The sequence below is a fragment of the Corynebacterium tuberculostearicum genome, assembly GCF_022347235.1.
GTDB classification, from domain to species: Bacteria; Actinomycetota; Actinomycetes; order Mycobacteriales; family Mycobacteriaceae; genus Corynebacterium; species Corynebacterium tuberculostearicum_F.
This window is the reverse complement of sequence record NZ_JAKRDX010000002.1, coordinates 85,621-104,020: the sequence shown is the minus strand read 5'-3', so window position 1 is coordinate 104,020 and position 18,400 is coordinate 85,621. Positions and strand designations below refer to the sequence as shown.

Here is an 18,400-nt window from a genome sequence, read left to right as displayed (position 1 = left end):
CTGCCCCACCCGCCGGAGGTATCGAGCCTTATTTCTCGTTGAGGTGCTGCGTGGTGAGGTAACCGCGCTTCATGCGGGCGATGAGGTTGCTGCGCAGGTAGACGGCCAGCAGCCACTCCAAGCCAAAGATTATGAAGATGGCGGCCACGGCCCAGTGGACCATAAAGCCCACAATGACGCACAACAGCTGCGCCCATACGATGACAGACAGCGCCCACTTCTTATTCATGAACGCGATCATCACGAGGTGGAATACCACTGCGGCAATGACAAAGCCGTAGTTAAAGGGGGTCCACAAGGTGCCGTCATAAAGCTTGTACAGCATCGGCAGTGCGAAGGATAGGGCGAGCGCCTCCATGGTCAGGGAGCTGGCAATGACCATCCCGTTGAAGCTTTTGAGCGGGTCCTTGACTGGGGCTTGGCCCATGCCGAGGGGTCCGATCTCGCTTTCGGGGACCTGTTCCTCGCGGCCACGGGCGCGGGTGCGTCGGGGCGGGCGAGGCTGGTGCTCTCCGCGCGGGTGGTGATTATCGCGGCTCATGCAGGTTCCTTTCCAAACATCGCGCGGGCATCACCAGCGGTGACGACCGAGCCGGTGATGATGATGCCGGAGCCGGATTGGACCTCGGCGTCCTCGGCAAGCTCCACGGCCTGGGCATAGGCGCCCGGCAGGTTATCGGCTACGTGCACGCGCTCCTCGCCAAAGATATCGCGTGCGGTTTCTGCCAAGTCGTAGGCATCAAGGGCGCGTGGCGAGGAGTTCTGGGTGATGACTACCTCGGTGAGGTAAGGCTCGAGTGCGGTGAGGATGCCGGTGGAATCCTTATCCGCGAAAATGGAGAGCACACCGATGAGGCGGGCGAAGTCGAAATCGCGGTCCAGCGCCGCGCCGAGCGCCTTGGCACCATGTGGATTATGGGCGGCGTCAATAAACGTCGTTGGTGAGGTGCGCACGCGCTCCAAGCGGCCGGGAGAAATTGCCTGCGCGAAGCCATTGCGCACGGTGGCAACATCCAGCGGGTGGCCGGCCGAGGCGCCGAAGAAAGCCTCCACCGCAGCAAGAGCCACGGCGGAATTTTTGGCCTGGTGCTCGCCATGCAGGGGCAAGAAAATATCCTCGTACATGCCGCCAAGGCCCTGGATATTGACCTGTTGGCCACCGACGGCGATGCGGGACTCGAGGGCAGCAAACTCAGAACCGGAGCGGGCCACACCCGCCTCCACGTCCACGGCCTGTTGCAGGATAACCCGCATGGCTTCTGGATCTTGCTCGGCGATGACCACGATATTTTCATTCGGGGTCAGCGGGTCATCAGCGTCCTCGCGCGGCTTGATAATGCCGGCCTTTTCACCGGCAATCTCTGCGAGGGTATCGCCCAGGTAATCCGTGTGGTCCAAGCCCACTGGAGTAATGACGGAGACGTCCGCGTTGACCACGTTGGTGGCATCCCACCGGCCGCCGAGGCCGACTTCAACAACGGCGACGTCCACGGGGGCGTCGGCAAACGCGGCATAGGACAAGCCGACGAGGACCTCGAACTTGGACATGGGGACGTCCGACTGGGCATCGACCATCTCCACAAAAGGCTTGATCTCGTGCCAGATGCGCACATAATCGCGCGGGTGGATGGGCTGGCCATCGATACCGATACGCTCCGTGACGCGCTGCAGGTGCGGGCTGGTCACCAAGCCGACGCGGCGGTGGAAGGCGCGCAGGAGCGAATCCACCATGCGCGCGGTAGAGGACTTGCCGTTGGTGCCGGCAATGTGGATGACATCGAAGGAACGCTCAGGGTGGCCGAGCAGATCCATGAGCATCTCGATGCGGTCGAGGGAAGGCTCAATCTTGGTCTCCGGCCAGCGCTCGTTGAGCTCTTCTTCTACCTCCGCGAGGGCGCGCAGCTCTTCGGCCGACACCTCTTGCGGTGCGGCCTCGTTGTACTCATCCTCGCTACCCATGCCCAAGTTGAGCGTCAGGCCGGACTCGGTGATTTCCACCGGTCCACCGTCAGTGCCTTCTTTGAGGGCATCGACGATTTCGAAGTCCTCAGTCTCCTTGTCCTTGTCCGCCACTACTTCAGGCCCTCCAAACGGCTGGTGATGCGCTCGACCTCTTCGCGGGCGACCTGCTGGCGCTCCTTGATCTTATTGACCACTTCTTCCGGTGCCTTGGACAAGAAGTTCTCGTTGCCCAGCTTCTTGCCGGTCTGCTCCAGTTCCTTATTCGCCTTGGCCAGATCCTTCTCCAGGCGCTTGCGCTCGGCTTCTACATCCACCGCGCCGTGGGTATCCAGGGTGACCTCCACGGTGGCCTGGGAAAGGCGCACCTCGATGGAGGCGGAAGGATCGAAATCCTCGCCTGGGGCGGTGGTATTGGCCAGGTTGCGCACCAGTTCCTCTTGGCCGGCGAGATCCGCTGCGGCGAAGTCGAGGCGGCCCGGCACCTTCTGGGAAGGCTTTACACCCTGGTCGGAGCGGAAGCGGCGCAGCTCGGTGATGAGCTTATCGGCGTCCTCGATGCGGCGGGCGGCCACCTCATCCTTGGTGGCGCCACCATTGGTATCGGCAACGGTAGGCCACGGTGCAACGACGATGGACTCGCCGCCGGTCAGCGCCTTCCACAGCACCTCGGTGACGAATGGCATGGTCGGATGCAGTAGGCGCAGGACGACGTCGAGCACGCGGCCCAACACGATCTGGGTATTGCGGCCCTGCTCGCTTACGCCATCGCGCGGGATCTGGGTCTTGGCAATCTCCAAGTACCAGTCACACAGCTCGTCCCAGGTGAAGTGGTAGAGCAGCTCGTTGGCCTTAGCAAACTGGTAGTCATCCAGGTAGTCATCCACCTTGGCACGGACCTCTTCGGCGCGGTCAAGGATCCACCGGTCGGCGTCGCTAAGCTCCGCGCGGTTCGGCAGCGTGGCCACTCCAGCACCGTTCATGAGCGCGAACTTGGTGGCGTTAAAGAGCTTGGTAGCAAAGTTGCGGGCAGCCGCGGCGGCGTCGGAGCCAAGCGGCAGGTCCACGCCAGGGTTGGCGCCGCGGGCAAGGGTAAAGCGCAGGGCATCCGCACCGTAATCGCGCACCCAATCCATCGGGTCAATGCCGTTGCCCAAGGACTTGGACATCTTGCGGCCCTGCTCATCGCGGACCAGGCCGTGCAGGTACAGATCCTTGAACGGAACCTGCGGGCGGCCATCGGTGCCCTCACCCAACAGCTCCGGGGTGTGGCTGCCGGCAAAGGTGCCAAACATCATCATGCGGGCCACCCAGAAGAACAAGATGTCGTAGGCGGTGACCAGCACGTTGGTGGGATAGAACTTCTCTAGGTCCGGGGTCTTTTCTGGCCAGCCCAGGGTGGAAAATGGCCACAGCGCGGAGGAGAACCAAGTATCCAGCACGTCCGGGTCCTGCTCGTAGCCTGCCGGTGGCTCCTCATCAGGGCCGACACAGACGATGTCTCGCTGGCCGTCCTCACCTTCTGGCCCATACCAGATAGGAATGCGGTGGCCCCACCACAGCTGGCGGGAGATGCACCAATCGTGCATGTCATCGACCCACTCGAAGTAGCGCGGCTCGAGCGACTGCGGGTGCAGGGTGGTATCGCCCTCGCGCACGGCGTCGCCAGAGGCCTTGGCCATCTTGGCCACGTCTACGAACCACTGCAGGGACAGGCGCGGCTCGATGGGCTCGCCGGAGCGCTCCGAGTGGCCCACGGAGTGGACGTACGGGCGGATTTCCTTGACAATGCGGCCCTGCTCGCGCAGCGCCTCGCGGATCTCCACGCGGGCTTCCTCGCGGGTCAGGCCGTCGAAGCGGGTGCCGGTATTGGCAATGTGGCCGGTGGTATCGATGACGGTAGGCATGTCCAGGTTGTGGCGGGTGCCCATCGCATAGTCATTCGGGTCGTGGGCCGGGGTGATCTTCACCGCGCCGGTACCGAATTCCATGTCTACGTAATCATCGGCGATGATCTTGAGCTTCAGGTCATCGCGGAACGGATGCGGCAGCTCCTTGCCCACCAAGTCGGCGTAGCGCTCATCGTCGGGGTGTACGGCAATAGCGACGTCGCCCAGCATGGTTTCCACACGGGTGGTGGCCACGATGAGGTGCGGTTCATCGTCGTTCAGCGAGCCATAGCGGATGGACACCAGCTCGCCCTCAACGTCCTTGTACACGACCTCGATATCGGAGACGGCGGTCTCTAGCACCGGCGACCAGTTCACCAGGCGGTTGGCCTGGTAGATCATGCCCTCATCGTAGAGGTTCTTAAAGATGGTCTGGACGGCGCGGGAGAGGCCATCATCCAAGGTGAAGCGCTCGCGGGACCAGTCCACGGAGTCACCGATGGCGCGCATCTGGTTCTGGATGGTGCCGCCGTACTGCTCCTTCCATTCCCAGACCTTGCCAATGAATTCTTCGCGCTCATAGTCCCAGCGCTTTTTGCCCTCGGTCTCCTTGAGCTTGGCCTCGACCTTGGTCTGGGTGGCAATGCCGGCGTGATCGGCACCGGGCAGCCACAGGGTGGCGTAGCCCTGCATGCGCTTGCGGCGGATAATGGAATCAATCAGCGTGTGGTCTAGGGCGTGGCCCATGTGCAGCTGGCCGGTCACATTCGGCGGCGGCAGCACGATGGAATAAGGCTCAGCCTCCGAATTCGCATCCGGCGTGAAGTAGCCCTTTTCTACCCAGCCCTCATAGAGGTCCTTCTCTACGGCCTGCGGCTCCCACGACTTGGGCAGCGCATCGGCGCGGTTGGTACCAACTAATTGCTCATTATTTTGCTCAGTCACCTGGCCGATTCTACCTTGCACGTCAACCGGCTCAGCCAGGCAGGGTGCGCACCGAGTATGTGGTGCGCACCGAGCGGGTTTTAGAGCAGGTCCGCCACGGCCTTGCGCTCCTCACGCAGCTCGGCCACAGAGGCCTCGATGCGCTCCTTTTGGAATTCGGTGAGCTCCAGTCCCTGCACGATCTCCCACTGGCCGTTGCGGCTCACCGTGGGGAATCCGCAGATAAGGCCCTTGTCGACGCCGTAGGATCCGTCCGATGGCACCGCCGCGGTGCGCCAGTCCTCGGTGCCATGGATCCAGTCATGCATGTGGTCCACGGCTGCCGACGCCGCCGAAGCAGCCGAGGAGCTACCGCGAACCTCAATAATTTCCGCACCACGCTTGGCCACCTTGGGGATCATTTCCTCGCGGTACCAGTCCTGGTCCACCTCGGCGTTGGAGTAGGTGATATCCGGGAACTGGCTGGCGGAGTGGTTGCCCCAAACCGCCACCTTGGTGAAATCGGTGGTGGACTTGCCGGTCTTCAGCGCAAGCTGGCTCAGGGTGCGGTTGTGGTCCAAGCGCATCAAAGCGTTGAACTGGGAGTTATCCAAATCCGGCGCATTATTCGCCGCGATAAGGGCATTGGTATTAGCCGGGTTTCCCACCACGAGCACACGGACATCGCGCGCGGCGTAGTCATTGATGGCCTTGCCCTGCTTGGTGAAGATGGCGCCATTAGCCTCCAGCAAGTCGGCGCGCTCCATTCCCTTGCTGCGCGGGCGAGCACCTACAAGAAAGGCGGCGGAGGTATTCTCAAAGGCTTCCTTGAGATCATCAGTAACCGTAATGGAGTTAACCAACGGCAGGGCGGAGTCATTGAGCTCCATGGCAACACCTTGGGCCTTTTCCACCGCAGCGGGAATTTCCAGCAATGCTAGGTCTACCGGGGTGTCCTTGCCGTACACATCTCCAGCAGCGATGCGCCACAGCAGCGAATACGCGATGTTGCCGGCGGCGCCAGTGACAGTGATTTTGACGGGCTGGGTCATGGTGTAAAGCCTCCTCAATAATGGCTGCGACATGGGCGGCACACGCAAGCCAGAGTGCTCGCACCGCCACGGAATGTAATCCACCACCGAGCTTAGCCCCACCGCCAGCATCCGCGCTGTGAATCTAGCCCCCTCTTTTGGAGGGAAAATCTAGGGTACTTGCGTTAAATTACCCCCATTTACCTCAAAATTAGCGCCCCCAATGGGCCTGAAACTCCCGCACGGGGTGATTAATCGGGCATGATAGGAAAAGGAAATGCGGGACACTCCCCCACGCTGCACACCCAGATTGCCTAGGGATTTCCTACTCCCGCACTATGAGACATCGGTTCACCGCGCCACCGCCGCGCCGCAAGGATTAAGGACTTACGCAATGAGCACTGAGAATACTGACCCACTGCAGGCTGCAGACCAGGCGGATTCTCCTCACGCTGCCCACGCGGAATCCGTCAGCATTGACTCCGTGGTGGACGTTGCGATCAAGCAGTTCTCCCGTTTTGGCTTTACAGAAACCAAGCTAGAGACCATCGCCCAAAAATCCGGCATGTCCAAGCGCATGATTCATTACCACTTTGGCGATAAGAAAGGCTTGTACCTGCGTGCGCTGAGCACCGCCGCGCAGCGCCTCAATCCGCCTGAGGATGCCCTGGAAATCGATACCGCAGTTCCGGTCGAAGGCGTGCGCAAGTTGGTGGATTGGCTCTTCCGCGAGCGAGTAGCCAACCCGGAGGCCATCCGCATGCTGGTATGGGAAAGTAATCAGCAGATTGTGGACCCGGCACAGCAGGCTATTGCCGACGTCGCCGGGGTGGCCCTCCACCTTGACCGCTTGCTGCTTTTGGGCCAAGACGCCGGCGCCTTCCGCCCCGGCATTTCCGCCAATGACATCTTCACCCTGATTTCCTCGTTGACGGTCTACCGCGTGACCAACCAGGTGATGGTGGAAAACATGCTGGGCGTAAACTTCAATACCCAAGAAAATATCGACGGCATGCATAGGCTCACCGTCGATGCTGTGCTGGCGTTTTTGACCGCCAATATTCCGGACTCGGGCCACGAGTCCTACCTCACCTCGTCCTCGTTCGATACCGAAGAAGGCGACGAGGCCTCCCCGCAGGATATCTACAGCGAGGAGTACTAGCGCGGGCCTTCCGGCCCACGCCCCACCCTGCCACAGCCCGCCAGTAGGCGCTGTGGCAGCTAAGGCCTAGGCAGATTCCTTGGCCTCGTCCTTGTAGCTAAACTGCGGCTCCGCGCCCTCGGTCACGCACTCCCGCGTGATGTGTACCGTGGCAATATCCTCGCGGTCTGGCAGGTCGTACATGACTGGGACCAAAAGCTCTTCCATGATGGCGCGCAGGCCACGCGCACCCGTCTTGCGTTCCAAGGCGAGCTCCGCGATGGCATCCAATGCCGCTGGCTCGATGTCCAATTCGCAGTCATCCATCTCAAAGAGGCGGCTGTACTGCTTAACCAGGGAGTTCTTGGGCTCGGTGAGCACCTTGACCAAAGATTCACGGTCCAGGTTATCCACCGTGGCCACGACAGGCAGGCGTCCGATGAACTCTGGAATAAGACCGAACTTCACTAGGTCCTCGGGGCGCACCTGGGAGAAGAGGTCAACCTTTTCGCGCTCGTCCTTGGTATCCAGGTTGGCGCCAAAGCCCACGCCCTTCTTGCCCACGCGATCCGCAATGACTTGGTCCAACCCAGCGAAAGCGCCGGCGACGATGAACAAAATATTGGAGGTATCCAGCTGGATAAACTCCTGGTTCGGGTGCTTGCGCCCGCCTTGCGGCGGGATGGCCGCCACGGTGCCTTCCAGGATTTTCAGCAGGGCCTGCTGCACGCCCTCGCCGGACACGTCGCGGGTAATGGATGGGTTCTCGGACTTGCGGGAAATCTTGTCCACCTCGTCGACGTAGATGATGCCGCGCTGTGCGCGCTCCACGTCAAAGTCCGCGGCCTGCAGCAGCTTCAACAGGATATTTTCCACGTCTTCGCCCACATAGCCGGCCTCGGTGAGGCTGGTGGCATCGGCGATGGCAAAGGGGACATCGAGAAGCCGGGCCAAGGTCTGCGCCAGGTAGGTCTTACCGGAACCGGTGGGGCCCAACATCAAGATATTGGACTTAGAGATCTCTACTTCATCGCCCTCGGCCTTCTTGCGGCGGGCCTCCAACGCGGCCGACTCTTCGGCCTTGATGCGCTTGTAGTGGTTATAGACCGCCACAGACAGCACACGCTTGGCCTTGTCTTGGCCAATGACATACTTGTCTAGGAAGGCGGAAATCTGCGAGGGTCGAGGCAGGCGCACCTCTGCATCGGAGGATTCTTGCGCCTGCTCTTGGCCCAGTTCCTCTTCGATGATCTCATTGCATAGCTCGATGCACTCGTCGCAGATGTAGACACCGCCGCCGGCGATGAGCTTTTTCACCTGCTTCTGACTCTTGCCACAAAAGGAACACTTGAGCAGGTCAGCGCTTTCTTGCATACGTGCCATTAAGTTCTTTCACACTCGCTTTTCGTACCGCTATCCACAGTTGGAAGGACGATTCTACCCTTCCGAGCGGCTTCATCTTCATCTGTTTCTACCTTAGTAAATCAACCCGACAGGCCCTTCATTCATTCCCTCCCGCGTGGCGAATTTCCCAGGCCCTTCCTGCTCCTGCGGCCTAAACTAGAAGGTGAAATCACCCTCATTCCACCCCTTTTTTAGGAACAGGAGCATCATGTTCGATCCCACAGGCCGGGTAGCCGTTGTCACCGGCGGCGCCTCCGGCATTGGCCGCGGCATTGTCGCCGCGCTGCGGGAGGCCGGCGCCACCGTCATCATCGCCGATATCGACTTAGACCACGCCACCGCTACCGCTAAGGAGTTGGGTGCCAGCGCCATTCGCGTGGACGTCACCGACCGCGCTTCGGTTAAGGACATGTATCGCCAGGTCACTGCCGAGCACGGCGGCTTCGACATTGTGTGCTCCAATGCTGGCGTCTTTCCCAACTGCCCGCTGGCAGAGATGACCGATGATAAGTGGGAGGCGATGTTTGCCATCAACACCCACGGCACTTTCAAGGTGGTCCAGGAGGCACTCCCCTACCTCAAGCAACGCCGCTATGGGCGCATCGTTATTACAACGTCTATCACCGGCTCGCACACGGGCTTTCCGGGCTGGGCCCACTACGGCGCTTCCAAGGCCGCCCAGCAGGGTTTTATGCGTTCGGCCGCGCTCGAGGTGGCCCGCGATGGCATCACCATCAACGGGGTCCTCCCAGGCAATATCCTCACCGAGGGCCTCGAGGCCCAAGGCCAGGAGTACCTCGATCAAATGACGCGGTCGGTACCGCTGCACCGCCTGGGCACCCCGCGCGATATTGGCACTGCAGCAGCCTTCCTAGCTTCGGAAGAGGCAGGCTACATCACCGGCCAAACACTAATTATCGATGGCGGCCAGCTTCTGCCCGAGACCCCTGAGGCCATACTGCCGCCGCGCGATTAGCCGCGCTTGCCGACGCCCCCGTGTACCCCACGCAGCACAAAGCCCCCTGCTACACACTGTGCGGCAAGGGGCCTCGTGGGGATTTCATTCAGTAGCTGCTTACTGCAGCCAATCGAAGTCGAGCAGGAAAAGTTCCGCATCGAGCATCTCGTGTTCATCCGGTGCATGACCGGTGACGGTTTCTAGCGCCTCTGCTACGTCCTTAGTCGTAGCGGGGGTCTTATCAGCGTCAAGCAGGGTTTCTGCCACCAAAGCACGAACCGGAGCACCCAATACAGTGTCCAGCCCGGTACCAGTGGTGGAGCCCTTGAACGCATCAGCGATGCCGTCGAGCAAAGTACGCATCTTGTTCATTTCTCACACCTCCATGTGGCTTTCTCTCTGTTTGATAGAGAAGAATATACGCGGCACACTTCCACTAAGCAACCCCTAGGTCGCTTAAAGTTAACCTTTTGTTAACTTTAAGAAAGTTTGCCGCGCATCACACGGAAGGTTTACCCTCAGGCAAGAGGATTCTTTATAGGTCACCGAACGGCGTAAAGCCGAAGTAGTGGTCCAGCGTATCGCGAGCAATCCACATGATGGCCACGAGAATGACCACGGCCAACACCGCATAGACGGTCCAGCCCAGTACCTTCATCTGCGTACTTGCCGGAGTATCGCCCACGACAACGCCGTTGTCGTCACGAATTGGATCACCGGTCATGCACCGCATGCCCAGAGAGAACAGGAGCGGAATGCCAGCACCGAAGACCAGCGCCAAGCCTGCAACGTGAATGAGGGACTGGAAGATTTCTGCAGCAGTCATGGTTTAGCGCTCCTCTTGAGCAGTAGACGGCGCGGAGGCATCCTCCGCCTTGGTTGCGGATACTGGTGCGGCACCGGCAGCAACCGGCTCCTTACGGTCAGAGCCCGCACCCATGGAGGAATCCACGGACTCGGAGTTTGGATCCCAGTCGTTGTTGACGTTGGAAGCATCCACCGGGTTCATGCGGGAGCGGATAACGATAAGTGCGGCCATTGCCAGCAGCAAGACGAAGTCCACGATGGCGCCGGTTGCTACGTTAGTAAAGGAAGAGACGCCATGTGCCAACCACCAGGTAGCAAAGCCCACGAACGCAGCGCACGGCAAGGTAATGAGCCATGCGGACACCATGCGCATGGCAACACCCCAGCGAACCTCAGCACCGCGACGACCCAGGCCGGTACCAAGAATGGAACCGGTGGACACGTGGGTAGTGGACAGTGCCATACCACCGGTAGCAGAGGTCAAGATGATCGCTGCAGAAGTAGCTTCAGCGGCCATGCCCTGTGGGGACTCAATCTCCACCAGACCCTTGCCCAGGGTGCGGATAACGCGCCAGCCGCCGGACATGGTGCCGGCCGCGATAGCCACAGCACAGGAAACGATAACCCAGGTAGGAATGCGGGCGTCAGCAACCGCATGCCCGGAAGCAACCAATGCCAGGAAGATAACACCCATGGTCTTCTGCGCATCGCCAGCGCCGTGTGCCAGGGACACCAAGCAAGCGGTAACAATCTGACCGTGGCGGAAGTGCTCGTTCTTCGCCTTGTTGGGAATGGTGTTGGTAACCCAGTAGATAAGGAAGGTCGCACATGCGGATACCAGCGCCGCGATAATAGGCGAGGCAACGGCTGGGATAATGATCTTGCCGACAATGGAGGACCACTCCACACCGGTAGAGCCCATCGCAGCGAAGGCGGCACCAATGAGGCCGCCAAAGAGTGCGTGAGAGGAACTGGACGGCATGCCCAGCAACCAGGTGAACAGGTTCCAGATGATGCCACCGATGAGGCCGGTAAAGACCACCATCAAAAGCGCCTGGCCGTCGGTATCGGCGGCGGCTCCAGTTAGATCGTAGGAATCGAGGTTAACAATGCCCTTTGCCACGGTCGCAGCAACGTTGACCGAAAGGAAAGCACCGACAAGGTTGAGGACTGCGGAGATTGCCACCGCAGTAAAAGGCTTCAAAGCACCGGTGGCAATGGACGTAGCCATCGCGTTGGCAGTGTCATGAAATCCGTTCGTAAAGTCAAAGGCAAGGGCGGTTACCACCACAATGCCGAGGATAATCAGAGTCGCTGTCACAGCGTTGGCCCCTTGGAAAGAAAACAGATGAACACGGTACGCACCTACGACGCTTTCACGCGTCGTGGACGAAATGCAGATTACTCCTGCGCCTATCCACAGACAATTGATTTTCTTTAATATTCCCTTTGGTTAACCTTTTGTTAACCTGCGGGGGCTTAGAATCGAGCCCAAGAGGATTCCAAAGGGATAAAATTTCCCCAGCTAATGCCAATTAAATGCCCCCACCTTCCCCGCTTAACCCGAGTGATAAAACCACTTAGGGAGGTATGCCAACATCACGCCGACATACCTCCCATTTAAGGGTGTTTTACTGCACCTAGCGGAAAGTAGAGAACTTCTTTACCACCCAGCGGCTTAGAACAAGCAGGATGGCGCCCAACACGATGGATACAACGCCGAGAGAGATAAAGAAGGTATTCTCCGCTCCTGCATCATCCGGGTTATAGAAGCTAGCCAAGGAGCCGGCCAGCGAGGTACCCATAGCCACCGCCATCATCCATACCGCCATCATTCGGGACGGGAATGCCACCGGCGCCACCTTGGTGGCCAGTGCATTGCCTACCGGCGAGAGGAGAAGCTCCGCCATAGTGAACAGGAACAGGATGAGGATGATGACATACATCGGCGTGGAGTTCGCCGCCGCACCCGAGTACGGCAGGAAGAAGAACAAGGAGATGCCGATGACGATATTGGCTACGCCGAACTTTACCGGGGTGGACCACTGCCTATTCCCTAGCTTCGTCCACATCGTTGCGAAGATAGCGGAGAAAATAACAATAAAGATCGGGTTAATGGACTGAACCAGTGATGGCGGAATTTCCCAACCAAACATGTGGCGATCCAAGCGCACATCCGCATAAATCGTCATTACGGTGAACTGCTGCTGGAAGATGCCGAAGAACAAAACACCGGAAATAAACATCGGGATAAAGCCCAACAGGCGGTTCTTTTCCTCGCGGGTCACCAACTTCGAGGTATACATCTGCGCCCATAGATAGATTGCTGCTACCAGAGCAACCGCGGTAACAATATTGGACAGCCAATCAACCTGAATAGCGCCGGTAGCCAATGCCACCACCATAATCACAATGATGGCTGCTACTACAACCCCGCCCATGAGCAGTTGCTTCGAGCTAGCCGGGTTTGGAACCTCATGCCCCGCATCCTTGATGGTGGTCTTGCGCATCAGGGAATACTGAATCAGGCCAAGTGCCATACCAATTGCCGCGATGCCGAAGCCCCAGTGGAAGCCCTTCCAGCCCCACAACGCAGTAGTAATCAGCGGTCCGAAAAGGCCACCGATATTGACGCCCATATAGAAGATGGAGAATCCACCATCGCGGCGCGGGTCATCGCGGGAGTACATAGAGCCAAGCACAACCTGCGCAGTGGTCTTAACGCCACCGGAACCAATCGCAATGAGGACAAGTCCAATGGCCAAACCAGTAACCGCGGGGATAAACGCCAACGCGAGGTGGCCGGCCATAACCAGAACGGCCGAATAGAACAGAGTGCGCTCTGCACCCAAGACTCGGTCAGCAACCAGGGAAGCCAACAAGCAGGCCATGTACACCAAGCCGCCGTAGGCACCCACGATGGACGTTGCGTCTGCGCGGTCTAGGCCTAGGCCGCCATCGGTCGTGGCGTAATACATGTACAGCAAGACAAGTGCCTGCATGCCATAGAAGCTAAAGCGCTCCCACATTTCCACGCCAAAGAGGTTGGCCAAGCCCCAAGGGTGGCCAAAGAATGTACGTTCGCCGCTCTGCGGCGTGGGCGCAGCAGCTTGGGCCGCCGCGTCAGATGTGTGTTTCTCCATGAAGATATCTGACCACTTGGAGGCCTAAATCACAAATTGGCCATTATATGTTTAGTGTCGCACGACAGAAATAAACCTAACGACCTGCAGATATTGCGCAGAGAGCATTACCCCATTCGGGTGCAGCAAGAATTAGCAGGGAATTGCCCCTTCCCTGCCCCACAATGCCAAAAGCCCCTGCCGCACAACCGGGATTCGGCTGCGCGGCAGGGGCCACGTGGAAAGCGTTATTCCAAATTATGCATTGAGCTTGCGGTAATCAAAGACCGTATCGATGATGCCGTATTCGACGGCCTCCTGAGCGGTCAGAATCTTATCGCGGTCAGTGTCAATGCGGATCTGCTCAGCGGTACGACCAGTGTGCTCAGACAGGGTGGTTTCCATCAGCTTACGCATGCGCTCAATCTCGGCGGCCTGGATCTCCAAGTCAGAAACCTGGCCTTGGGTACCCTGGGTCGCCGGCTGGTGGATAAGCACGCGGGAGTTTGGCAGCGCTGCGCGCTTGCCCGGTGCCCCCGCAGCTAGGAGCACTGCTGCTGCGGAAGCAGCCTGGCCCAAGCACACGGTCTGAACGTCAGGACGCACGTAGCGCATGGTGTCATAAATAGCCATCAGCGCGGTAAAGGAACCACCCGGCGAGTTGATGTACATGGTGATGTCACGGTCCGGGTCTTGGCTTTCCAGGACTAGCAACTGCGCCATGATGTCATTGGCGGAAGTATCATCCACCTGGGTTCCCAGGAAGATGATGCGCTCTTCAAAAAGCTTGGAGTATGGGTTGGTTTCCTTAGTGCCCTGTGCGGACTGCTCAATGAAGGACGGCAGAACGTAGCGGGAACTTGGCATCTGGGATTGATTCATAGTGATTTTCTCCTTATTCCCTAGTTGCTCAGCGGACCGTTAACGGACTCAATGACATGGTCAACAATGCCGTAGTCCTTAGCCTGCTGTGCGGTCATCCAACGGTCACGATCGGAGTCTTTGGTGATCTGCTCAAAAGTCTGGCCGGTATGCTCTGCAATGAGCTCGGCCATCTCGCGCTTAGTCTGAGCAAACTGCTCAGCCTGGATCGCGATATCCGCAGCGGTACCACCGACACCAGCGGAAGGCTGGTGCATCATAATGCGCGCGTGCGGCAGAGCGTAGCGCTTGCCCTTGGTGCCGCCGGAAAGCAGGAACTGACCCATGGAGGCAGCCAGGCCCATGCCGTACGTGGCAATATCGCACGGCGAGTACTTCATGGTGTCATAAATAGCCATGCCCGCAGTGACAGAGCCACCCGGGGAGTTGATGTAGAGCGAAATGTCGCGAGTGGGGTCCTCGGCGGACAGCAGGAGGATCTGGGCGCACAGCTTGTTCGCAATCTCATCATCGACCTGGGTTCCCAGGAAGATAATGCGCTCGCGCAACAGGCGCTCGTACACGCTATCGCTCAGATTCATACCCGTAGACGACGAGTTCATTGAAATCTTCTCAGACATTAGTGGTTCTCCTTCAAGTGAAGAATGCTTTAACTGGCCCCACCTTACCGGCATTCCTCTCAAACTTGGCCCCTGTTCGCTATGAGCGTTGGGCCACAGCGCCAAAGGCGCACACGGAAGCTGGGTTAACATTTACTCATGTCTGTTTCCGAGCTGTCCACCAGTACCCAGAACTATTTGAAAGCTATCTGGGGGCTAAAGGAATGGTCATCCGAGCCCGTTACCGCCACGCTTATAGCGAAACAGCTGGGACTCAAGCTCTCCTCGGTTTCCGATGCAGTGCGCAAAATGGCGAAGCAAGGGCTCGTGTCACACACGCCCTATGGCTCTGTGGAGTTAACCGAACTTGGCAGGCAGTACGCATTGGTCATGGTGCGCCGTCACCGATTGCTTGAGTCTTTTTTGGTTCAAGCATTGGGCTACACCTGGGACGAAGTCCATAATGAAGCCGAAAATCTCGAACACGCGGTGTCTGACATGCTCATAGAACGTGTGGATAAGTTCCTTGATTACCCCACTAGGGATCCGCACGGCGATCCTATCCCTACGGTTGATGGACAGATCACCATCCCCAGTGCGCATCGCCTCACCGACAGCGGTGCACAATCGCAGGTGACCGTGGAACGCATTTCTGATTCCGACCCACAACTGCTGAAGTTCCTTGAAGAGCGCGGCATTGTCACTGGGGCTGTTCTTAGCACGCGCGAGGGAGCGCCCTTTTCAGATTCTCTCGAAATACAGGTGGCCGGCGGCACTCAGTGGGTAGTACTTGGACGCCCAGCTACCGACGCAGTGTTTGTAGCACACCACAACCTTTAGACATTCCCCTTTGCATTAATCCTGCTCTCACCTGCCCTTTTCAAAACTACGTTAGACCGTAGTTGCAACTACGGCATTACGTAGTTAGTCTTTTCGAATATCACCTACCCCACTTATGGCTAAGGCCAGGATGAGCAGGATTGCCATGTCAGACTCACCAGATTTGGTGTACTTTTCCAGCGTTTCAGAGAACACGAAAAGATTCGTCGAACGCTTAGATAGACCCGCGGTGCGCATTCCACTGCGCCCCAAGAAAACCGGGATGATCCAGGTTTCACACCCGTACGTACTCATCGTTCCCACCTACGGCGGCGGCTCGCTCAAACGCGCAGTCCCCAAACAGGTCATCGACTTCCTCAATGACCCAATCAACCGCTCCTTTATCCGGGGCGTTATTACCTCAGGGAATACCAACTTCGGAAGTGCTTACTGCGTCGCCGGACGCATCATTTCCGCCAAGTGCCACGTACCGGAGCTGTATCACTTCGAGCTTCTCGGCACCCAGAAGGACATCGCCGCCGTAAAGCAGGGCCTTCAGAAGTTTTGGGAGCAGCAAAAGCAGCTAACGATGACACCCCATTAATCCCCCACAAGATGAAGAACACATCCGCATCACACAGATTGGAAAACACAATGTGGCCTCTTGATGCCACCCCCACACAGACTATTGGCGCTACGCCCCGCACCGCTTCAGCAGACAATGCCGGCGGTGTCGGCAAGCGCAAGAGCTACCACGCACTCAACGCGCAGCTGAACTTGTTCGACGCTTCTGGAAAAATCCAGTTTGACAAGGACATTCAGGCAGCACAAGACTATGTCACACACCATGTCGCTCCCCGCATGCATCAGTTCGATTCCACCAAGCAGCGCTTGGAATGGTTGGTTGATAACGAGTACTACGAGCGGGATTTCCTTGAGCTTTATGATGACGCCTTTCTGTGCGCCATGTACGACAGAGCACATCGAGTTAAGCATCAGTTCCGCACCTTCCTCGGCGCATTTAAGTTCTTCACTTCATATGCACTGAAAACCTTTGATGGCTCCCGATTCCTAGAAGGCTACGAAGAACGCGTCGCCACCACAGCTTTATACCTTGCACAGGGCGACGAAGAGCTCGCAGAAAAGCTGGTGGATGACATCATGACCGGACGCTTCCAGCCCGCCACCCCTACTTTTCTCAACGCAGGCAAAGCCCAGCGCGGCGAAATGGTCTCCTGCTTCCTCCTGCGAATCGAAGACAATTTGGAGAGCATTGGCCGCTGCGTGAACTCTGCACTGCAACTATCAAAGCGCGGTGGTGGAGTGGCCCTGTTGCTGAGCAATCTGCGCGAATCCGGAGCCCCGATCAAAAAGATTGAGAACCAGGCTTCCGGCGTAGTCCCAGTCATGAAGATTCTCGAAGATAGCTTCAGCTATGCCAACCAATTGGGCTCCCGGCAGGGCGCTGGAGCCGTCTACCTGCATGCGCACCATCCAGATATTCTTCGCTTCCTGGATACCAAGCGGGAAAATGCCGATGCGAAAGTCCGCATCAAGACTCTTTCGCTGGGGGTTGTTATTCCAGATATAACCTTCCGTCTGGCCAAAGAGAACAAGGATATGCATCTTTTTAGCCCGTATGACATCGCTCGCGAGTACGGCGTAGCCATGTCTGACATGTCCATCACCGAGTACTACGACGAGCTGGTTGCCAATCCGCGAATCTCTCACACGACCATTAAGGCCCGCGAGTTTTTCACCACGCTGGCTGAGCTTCAGTTTGAATCCGGATACCCCTACATCCTCTTTGAGGATACGGTCAACCGCGCTAATCCCCTCAAAGGACATATCAATATGTCCAACCTGTGTAGCGAAATCCTCCAGGTCAACACGCCATCGACCTACGGAGCTTCGGGTGACTACACCACTGTTGGCCAGGATATTTCCTGCAATCTAGGTTCGCTCAACATTGCGAAGGCTTTTGAATCGCCGGACTTCGGGGAGACCGTCGAAACCGCAGTGCGTGCCCTCACGAAGGTTTCAGACCTGACGAATATCGAAGCTGTTCCCTCCATCGCTCACGGAAATGCTTCCATGCATGCCATTGGTCTGGGCCAAATGAATCTCCACGGCTTCCTTGCTTCACAGCGTATTCCTTATGGCTGCGCCGAGGCACTGGACTTTACAAATATCTATTTCCTCACGGTGACCTACCATGCGCTCCGCGCATCCCATGCACTCGCGGTTGAAAAAGGTCAACGATTCACAGGCTTCGAAGAATCCACCTATGCCACTGGCGCCTACTTTGACAAATACATCGACCAAGACTGGGCGCCAGCCACTGAACACGTAAAACAGCTCTTCCACGAAGCAGGCGTGCAGATCCCTCAACGCGAGGATTGGCTACGGCTCAAGAATCAAGTGATGCAAGACGGCATCTACAACGCCTACTTGCAGGCAGTTCCACCCACTGGATCAATTTCCTACATCAATGACTCCACCGCGTCCATCCACCCAATTGCCTCCAAAATTGAAATACGCAAGGAAGGCCGCTTGGGGCGCGTGTACTACCCCGCGCCGGAAATGACCAACGACAACCTGGAGTATTTCGATGACTCCTACGCCGTGGGATACGAAAAAATCATCGACACCTACGCCATGGCCACCCAACACGTGGACCAAGGGCTTTCCCTGACCTTGTTCTTTACCGCTGATACCACCACGCGGGACATCAACAAGGCACAAATCTATGCCTGGAAAGCCGGAATCAAGACCCTCTACTACATCCGTTTACGCCAATCCGCGCTCCAAGGAACCGAGGTCGAAGGCTGCGTCTCCTGTGCTTTGTAGGAGCACGGTCCTCCC

At 58.0% G+C, this 18,400-nt stretch carries 16 protein-coding genes; 5 read left to right on the top strand and 11 right to left on the bottom strand.

From position 1 onward, the window contains the following. Window positions 1-28 precede the first annotated feature (28 nt). From MHK09_RS01590 to MHK09_RS01575, 4 genes are all read right to left on the bottom strand, one after another. A complete protein-coding gene (locus MHK09_RS01590) occupies window positions 29-541 on the bottom strand; it encodes a DUF4233 domain-containing protein (RefSeq protein ID WP_236882817.1) in 513 nt (170 codons plus the stop codon). After that, window positions 538-2,073 carry a bifunctional tetrahydrofolate synthase/dihydrofolate synthase gene (folC, locus tag MHK09_RS01585; RefSeq protein WP_250412466.1) on the bottom strand — a complete coding sequence of 512 codons (1,536 nt, stop codon included), beginning with the start codon at window positions 2,071-2,073 and terminating at the stop codon, window positions 538-540. The genes MHK09_RS01590 and folC overlap by 4 nt, the downstream gene beginning before the upstream one ends. Further along, a complete protein-coding gene (locus MHK09_RS01580; protein ID WP_250412465.1) occupies window positions 2,073-4,793 on the bottom strand; it encodes a valine--tRNA ligase in 2,721 nt (906 codons plus the stop codon). The genes folC and MHK09_RS01580 overlap by 1 nt, the downstream gene beginning before the upstream one ends. A gap of 80 nt (window positions 4,794-4,873) precedes the next feature. Continuing rightward, entirely contained in the window at window positions 4,874-5,824 is a 951-nt protein-coding gene (locus tag MHK09_RS01575; RefSeq protein WP_250412464.1) for a malate dehydrogenase, read from the bottom strand. Between the two features lie 373 nt (window positions 5,825-6,197). Here MHK09_RS01575 and MHK09_RS01570 point away from each other — a divergent pair, with 373 nt between their 5' ends. Continuing rightward, a complete protein-coding gene (locus MHK09_RS01570) occupies window positions 6,198-6,965 on the top strand; it encodes a TetR/AcrR family transcriptional regulator (protein WP_250412463.1) in 768 nt (255 codons plus the stop codon). A gap of 66 nt (window positions 6,966-7,031) precedes the next feature. On the opposite strand, the gene clpX is transcribed toward MHK09_RS01570, so the two are convergent. Next, the gene (gene clpX, locus MHK09_RS01565) at window positions 7,032-8,327 is read right to left on the bottom strand and encodes an ATP-dependent Clp protease ATP-binding subunit ClpX (RefSeq protein WP_005324061.1); all 1,296 of its coding nucleotides are present in this window, start codon (window positions 8,325-8,327) and stop codon (window positions 7,032-7,034) included. Between the two features lie 229 nt (window positions 8,328-8,556). On the opposite strand from clpX, the gene fabG reads away from it, so the two are divergent. Continuing rightward, the gene (fabG, locus tag MHK09_RS01560) at window positions 8,557-9,324 is read left to right on the top strand and encodes a 3-oxoacyl-ACP reductase FabG (protein ID WP_250412462.1); all 768 of its coding nucleotides are present in this window, start codon (window positions 8,557-8,559) and stop codon (window positions 9,322-9,324) included. 99 nt (window positions 9,325-9,423) lie between these two features. Here fabG and MHK09_RS01555 read toward each other — a convergent pair whose 3' ends face one another. The 6 genes from MHK09_RS01555 to MHK09_RS01530 all read right to left on the bottom strand — a co-directional run bounded on the left by MHK09_RS01555 (window position 9,424) and on the right by MHK09_RS01530 (window position 14,737). Next, window positions 9,424-9,678, bottom strand: a complete 255-nt coding sequence (locus MHK09_RS01555) for a hypothetical protein (protein WP_250412461.1) — start codon at window positions 9,676-9,678, stop codon at window positions 9,424-9,426. A gap of 163 nt (window positions 9,679-9,841) precedes the next feature. Beyond that, entirely contained in the window at window positions 9,842-10,132 is a 291-nt protein-coding gene (locus MHK09_RS01550; protein ID WP_005324056.1) for a hypothetical protein, read from the bottom strand. 3 nt (window positions 10,133-10,135) lie between these two features. Continuing rightward, window positions 10,136-11,434 carry an inorganic phosphate transporter gene (locus MHK09_RS01545; RefSeq protein WP_250412460.1) on the bottom strand — a complete coding sequence of 433 codons (1,299 nt, stop codon included), beginning with the start codon at window positions 11,432-11,434 and terminating at the stop codon, window positions 10,136-10,138. A gap of 319 nt (window positions 11,435-11,753) precedes the next feature. Next, window positions 11,754-13,256: a peptide MFS transporter gene (locus MHK09_RS01540; protein ID WP_179386885.1), complete on the bottom strand. Its 1,503-nt coding sequence runs from the start codon at window positions 13,254-13,256 to the stop codon at window positions 11,754-11,756. 237 nt (window positions 13,257-13,493) lie between these two features. Beyond that, entirely contained in the window at window positions 13,494-14,117 is a 624-nt protein-coding gene (locus MHK09_RS01535) for an ATP-dependent Clp protease proteolytic subunit (protein WP_005324052.1), read from the bottom strand. Window positions 14,118-14,137: 20 nt separating this feature from the next. Then, window positions 14,138-14,737, bottom strand: coding sequence for an ATP-dependent Clp protease proteolytic subunit (locus MHK09_RS01530; RefSeq protein ID WP_005324051.1), 600 nt, complete (start codon window positions 14,735-14,737; stop codon window positions 14,138-14,140). Between the two features lie 138 nt (window positions 14,738-14,875). Here MHK09_RS01530 and MHK09_RS11725 point away from each other — a divergent pair, with 138 nt between their 5' ends. From MHK09_RS11725 to nrdE, 3 genes are all read left to right on the top strand, one after another. After that, window positions 14,876-15,556 carry a metal-dependent transcriptional regulator gene (locus MHK09_RS11725; protein ID WP_005324050.1) on the top strand — a complete coding sequence of 227 codons (681 nt, stop codon included), beginning with the start codon at window positions 14,876-14,878 and terminating at the stop codon, window positions 15,554-15,556. A gap of 115 nt (window positions 15,557-15,671) precedes the next feature. Next, window positions 15,672-16,139 (top strand): class Ib ribonucleoside-diphosphate reductase assembly flavoprotein NrdI, encoded by a 468-nt coding sequence (gene nrdI / locus MHK09_RS01510; protein ID WP_005324049.1) that lies wholly within the window; start codon window positions 15,672-15,674, stop codon window positions 16,137-16,139. Window positions 16,140-16,189: 50 nt separating this feature from the next. After that, window positions 16,190-18,385 (top strand): class 1b ribonucleoside-diphosphate reductase subunit alpha, encoded by a 2,196-nt coding sequence (nrdE, locus tag MHK09_RS01505; RefSeq protein WP_250412459.1) that lies wholly within the window; start codon window positions 16,190-16,192, stop codon window positions 18,383-18,385. Window positions 18,386-18,400: the final 15 nt, after the last annotated feature.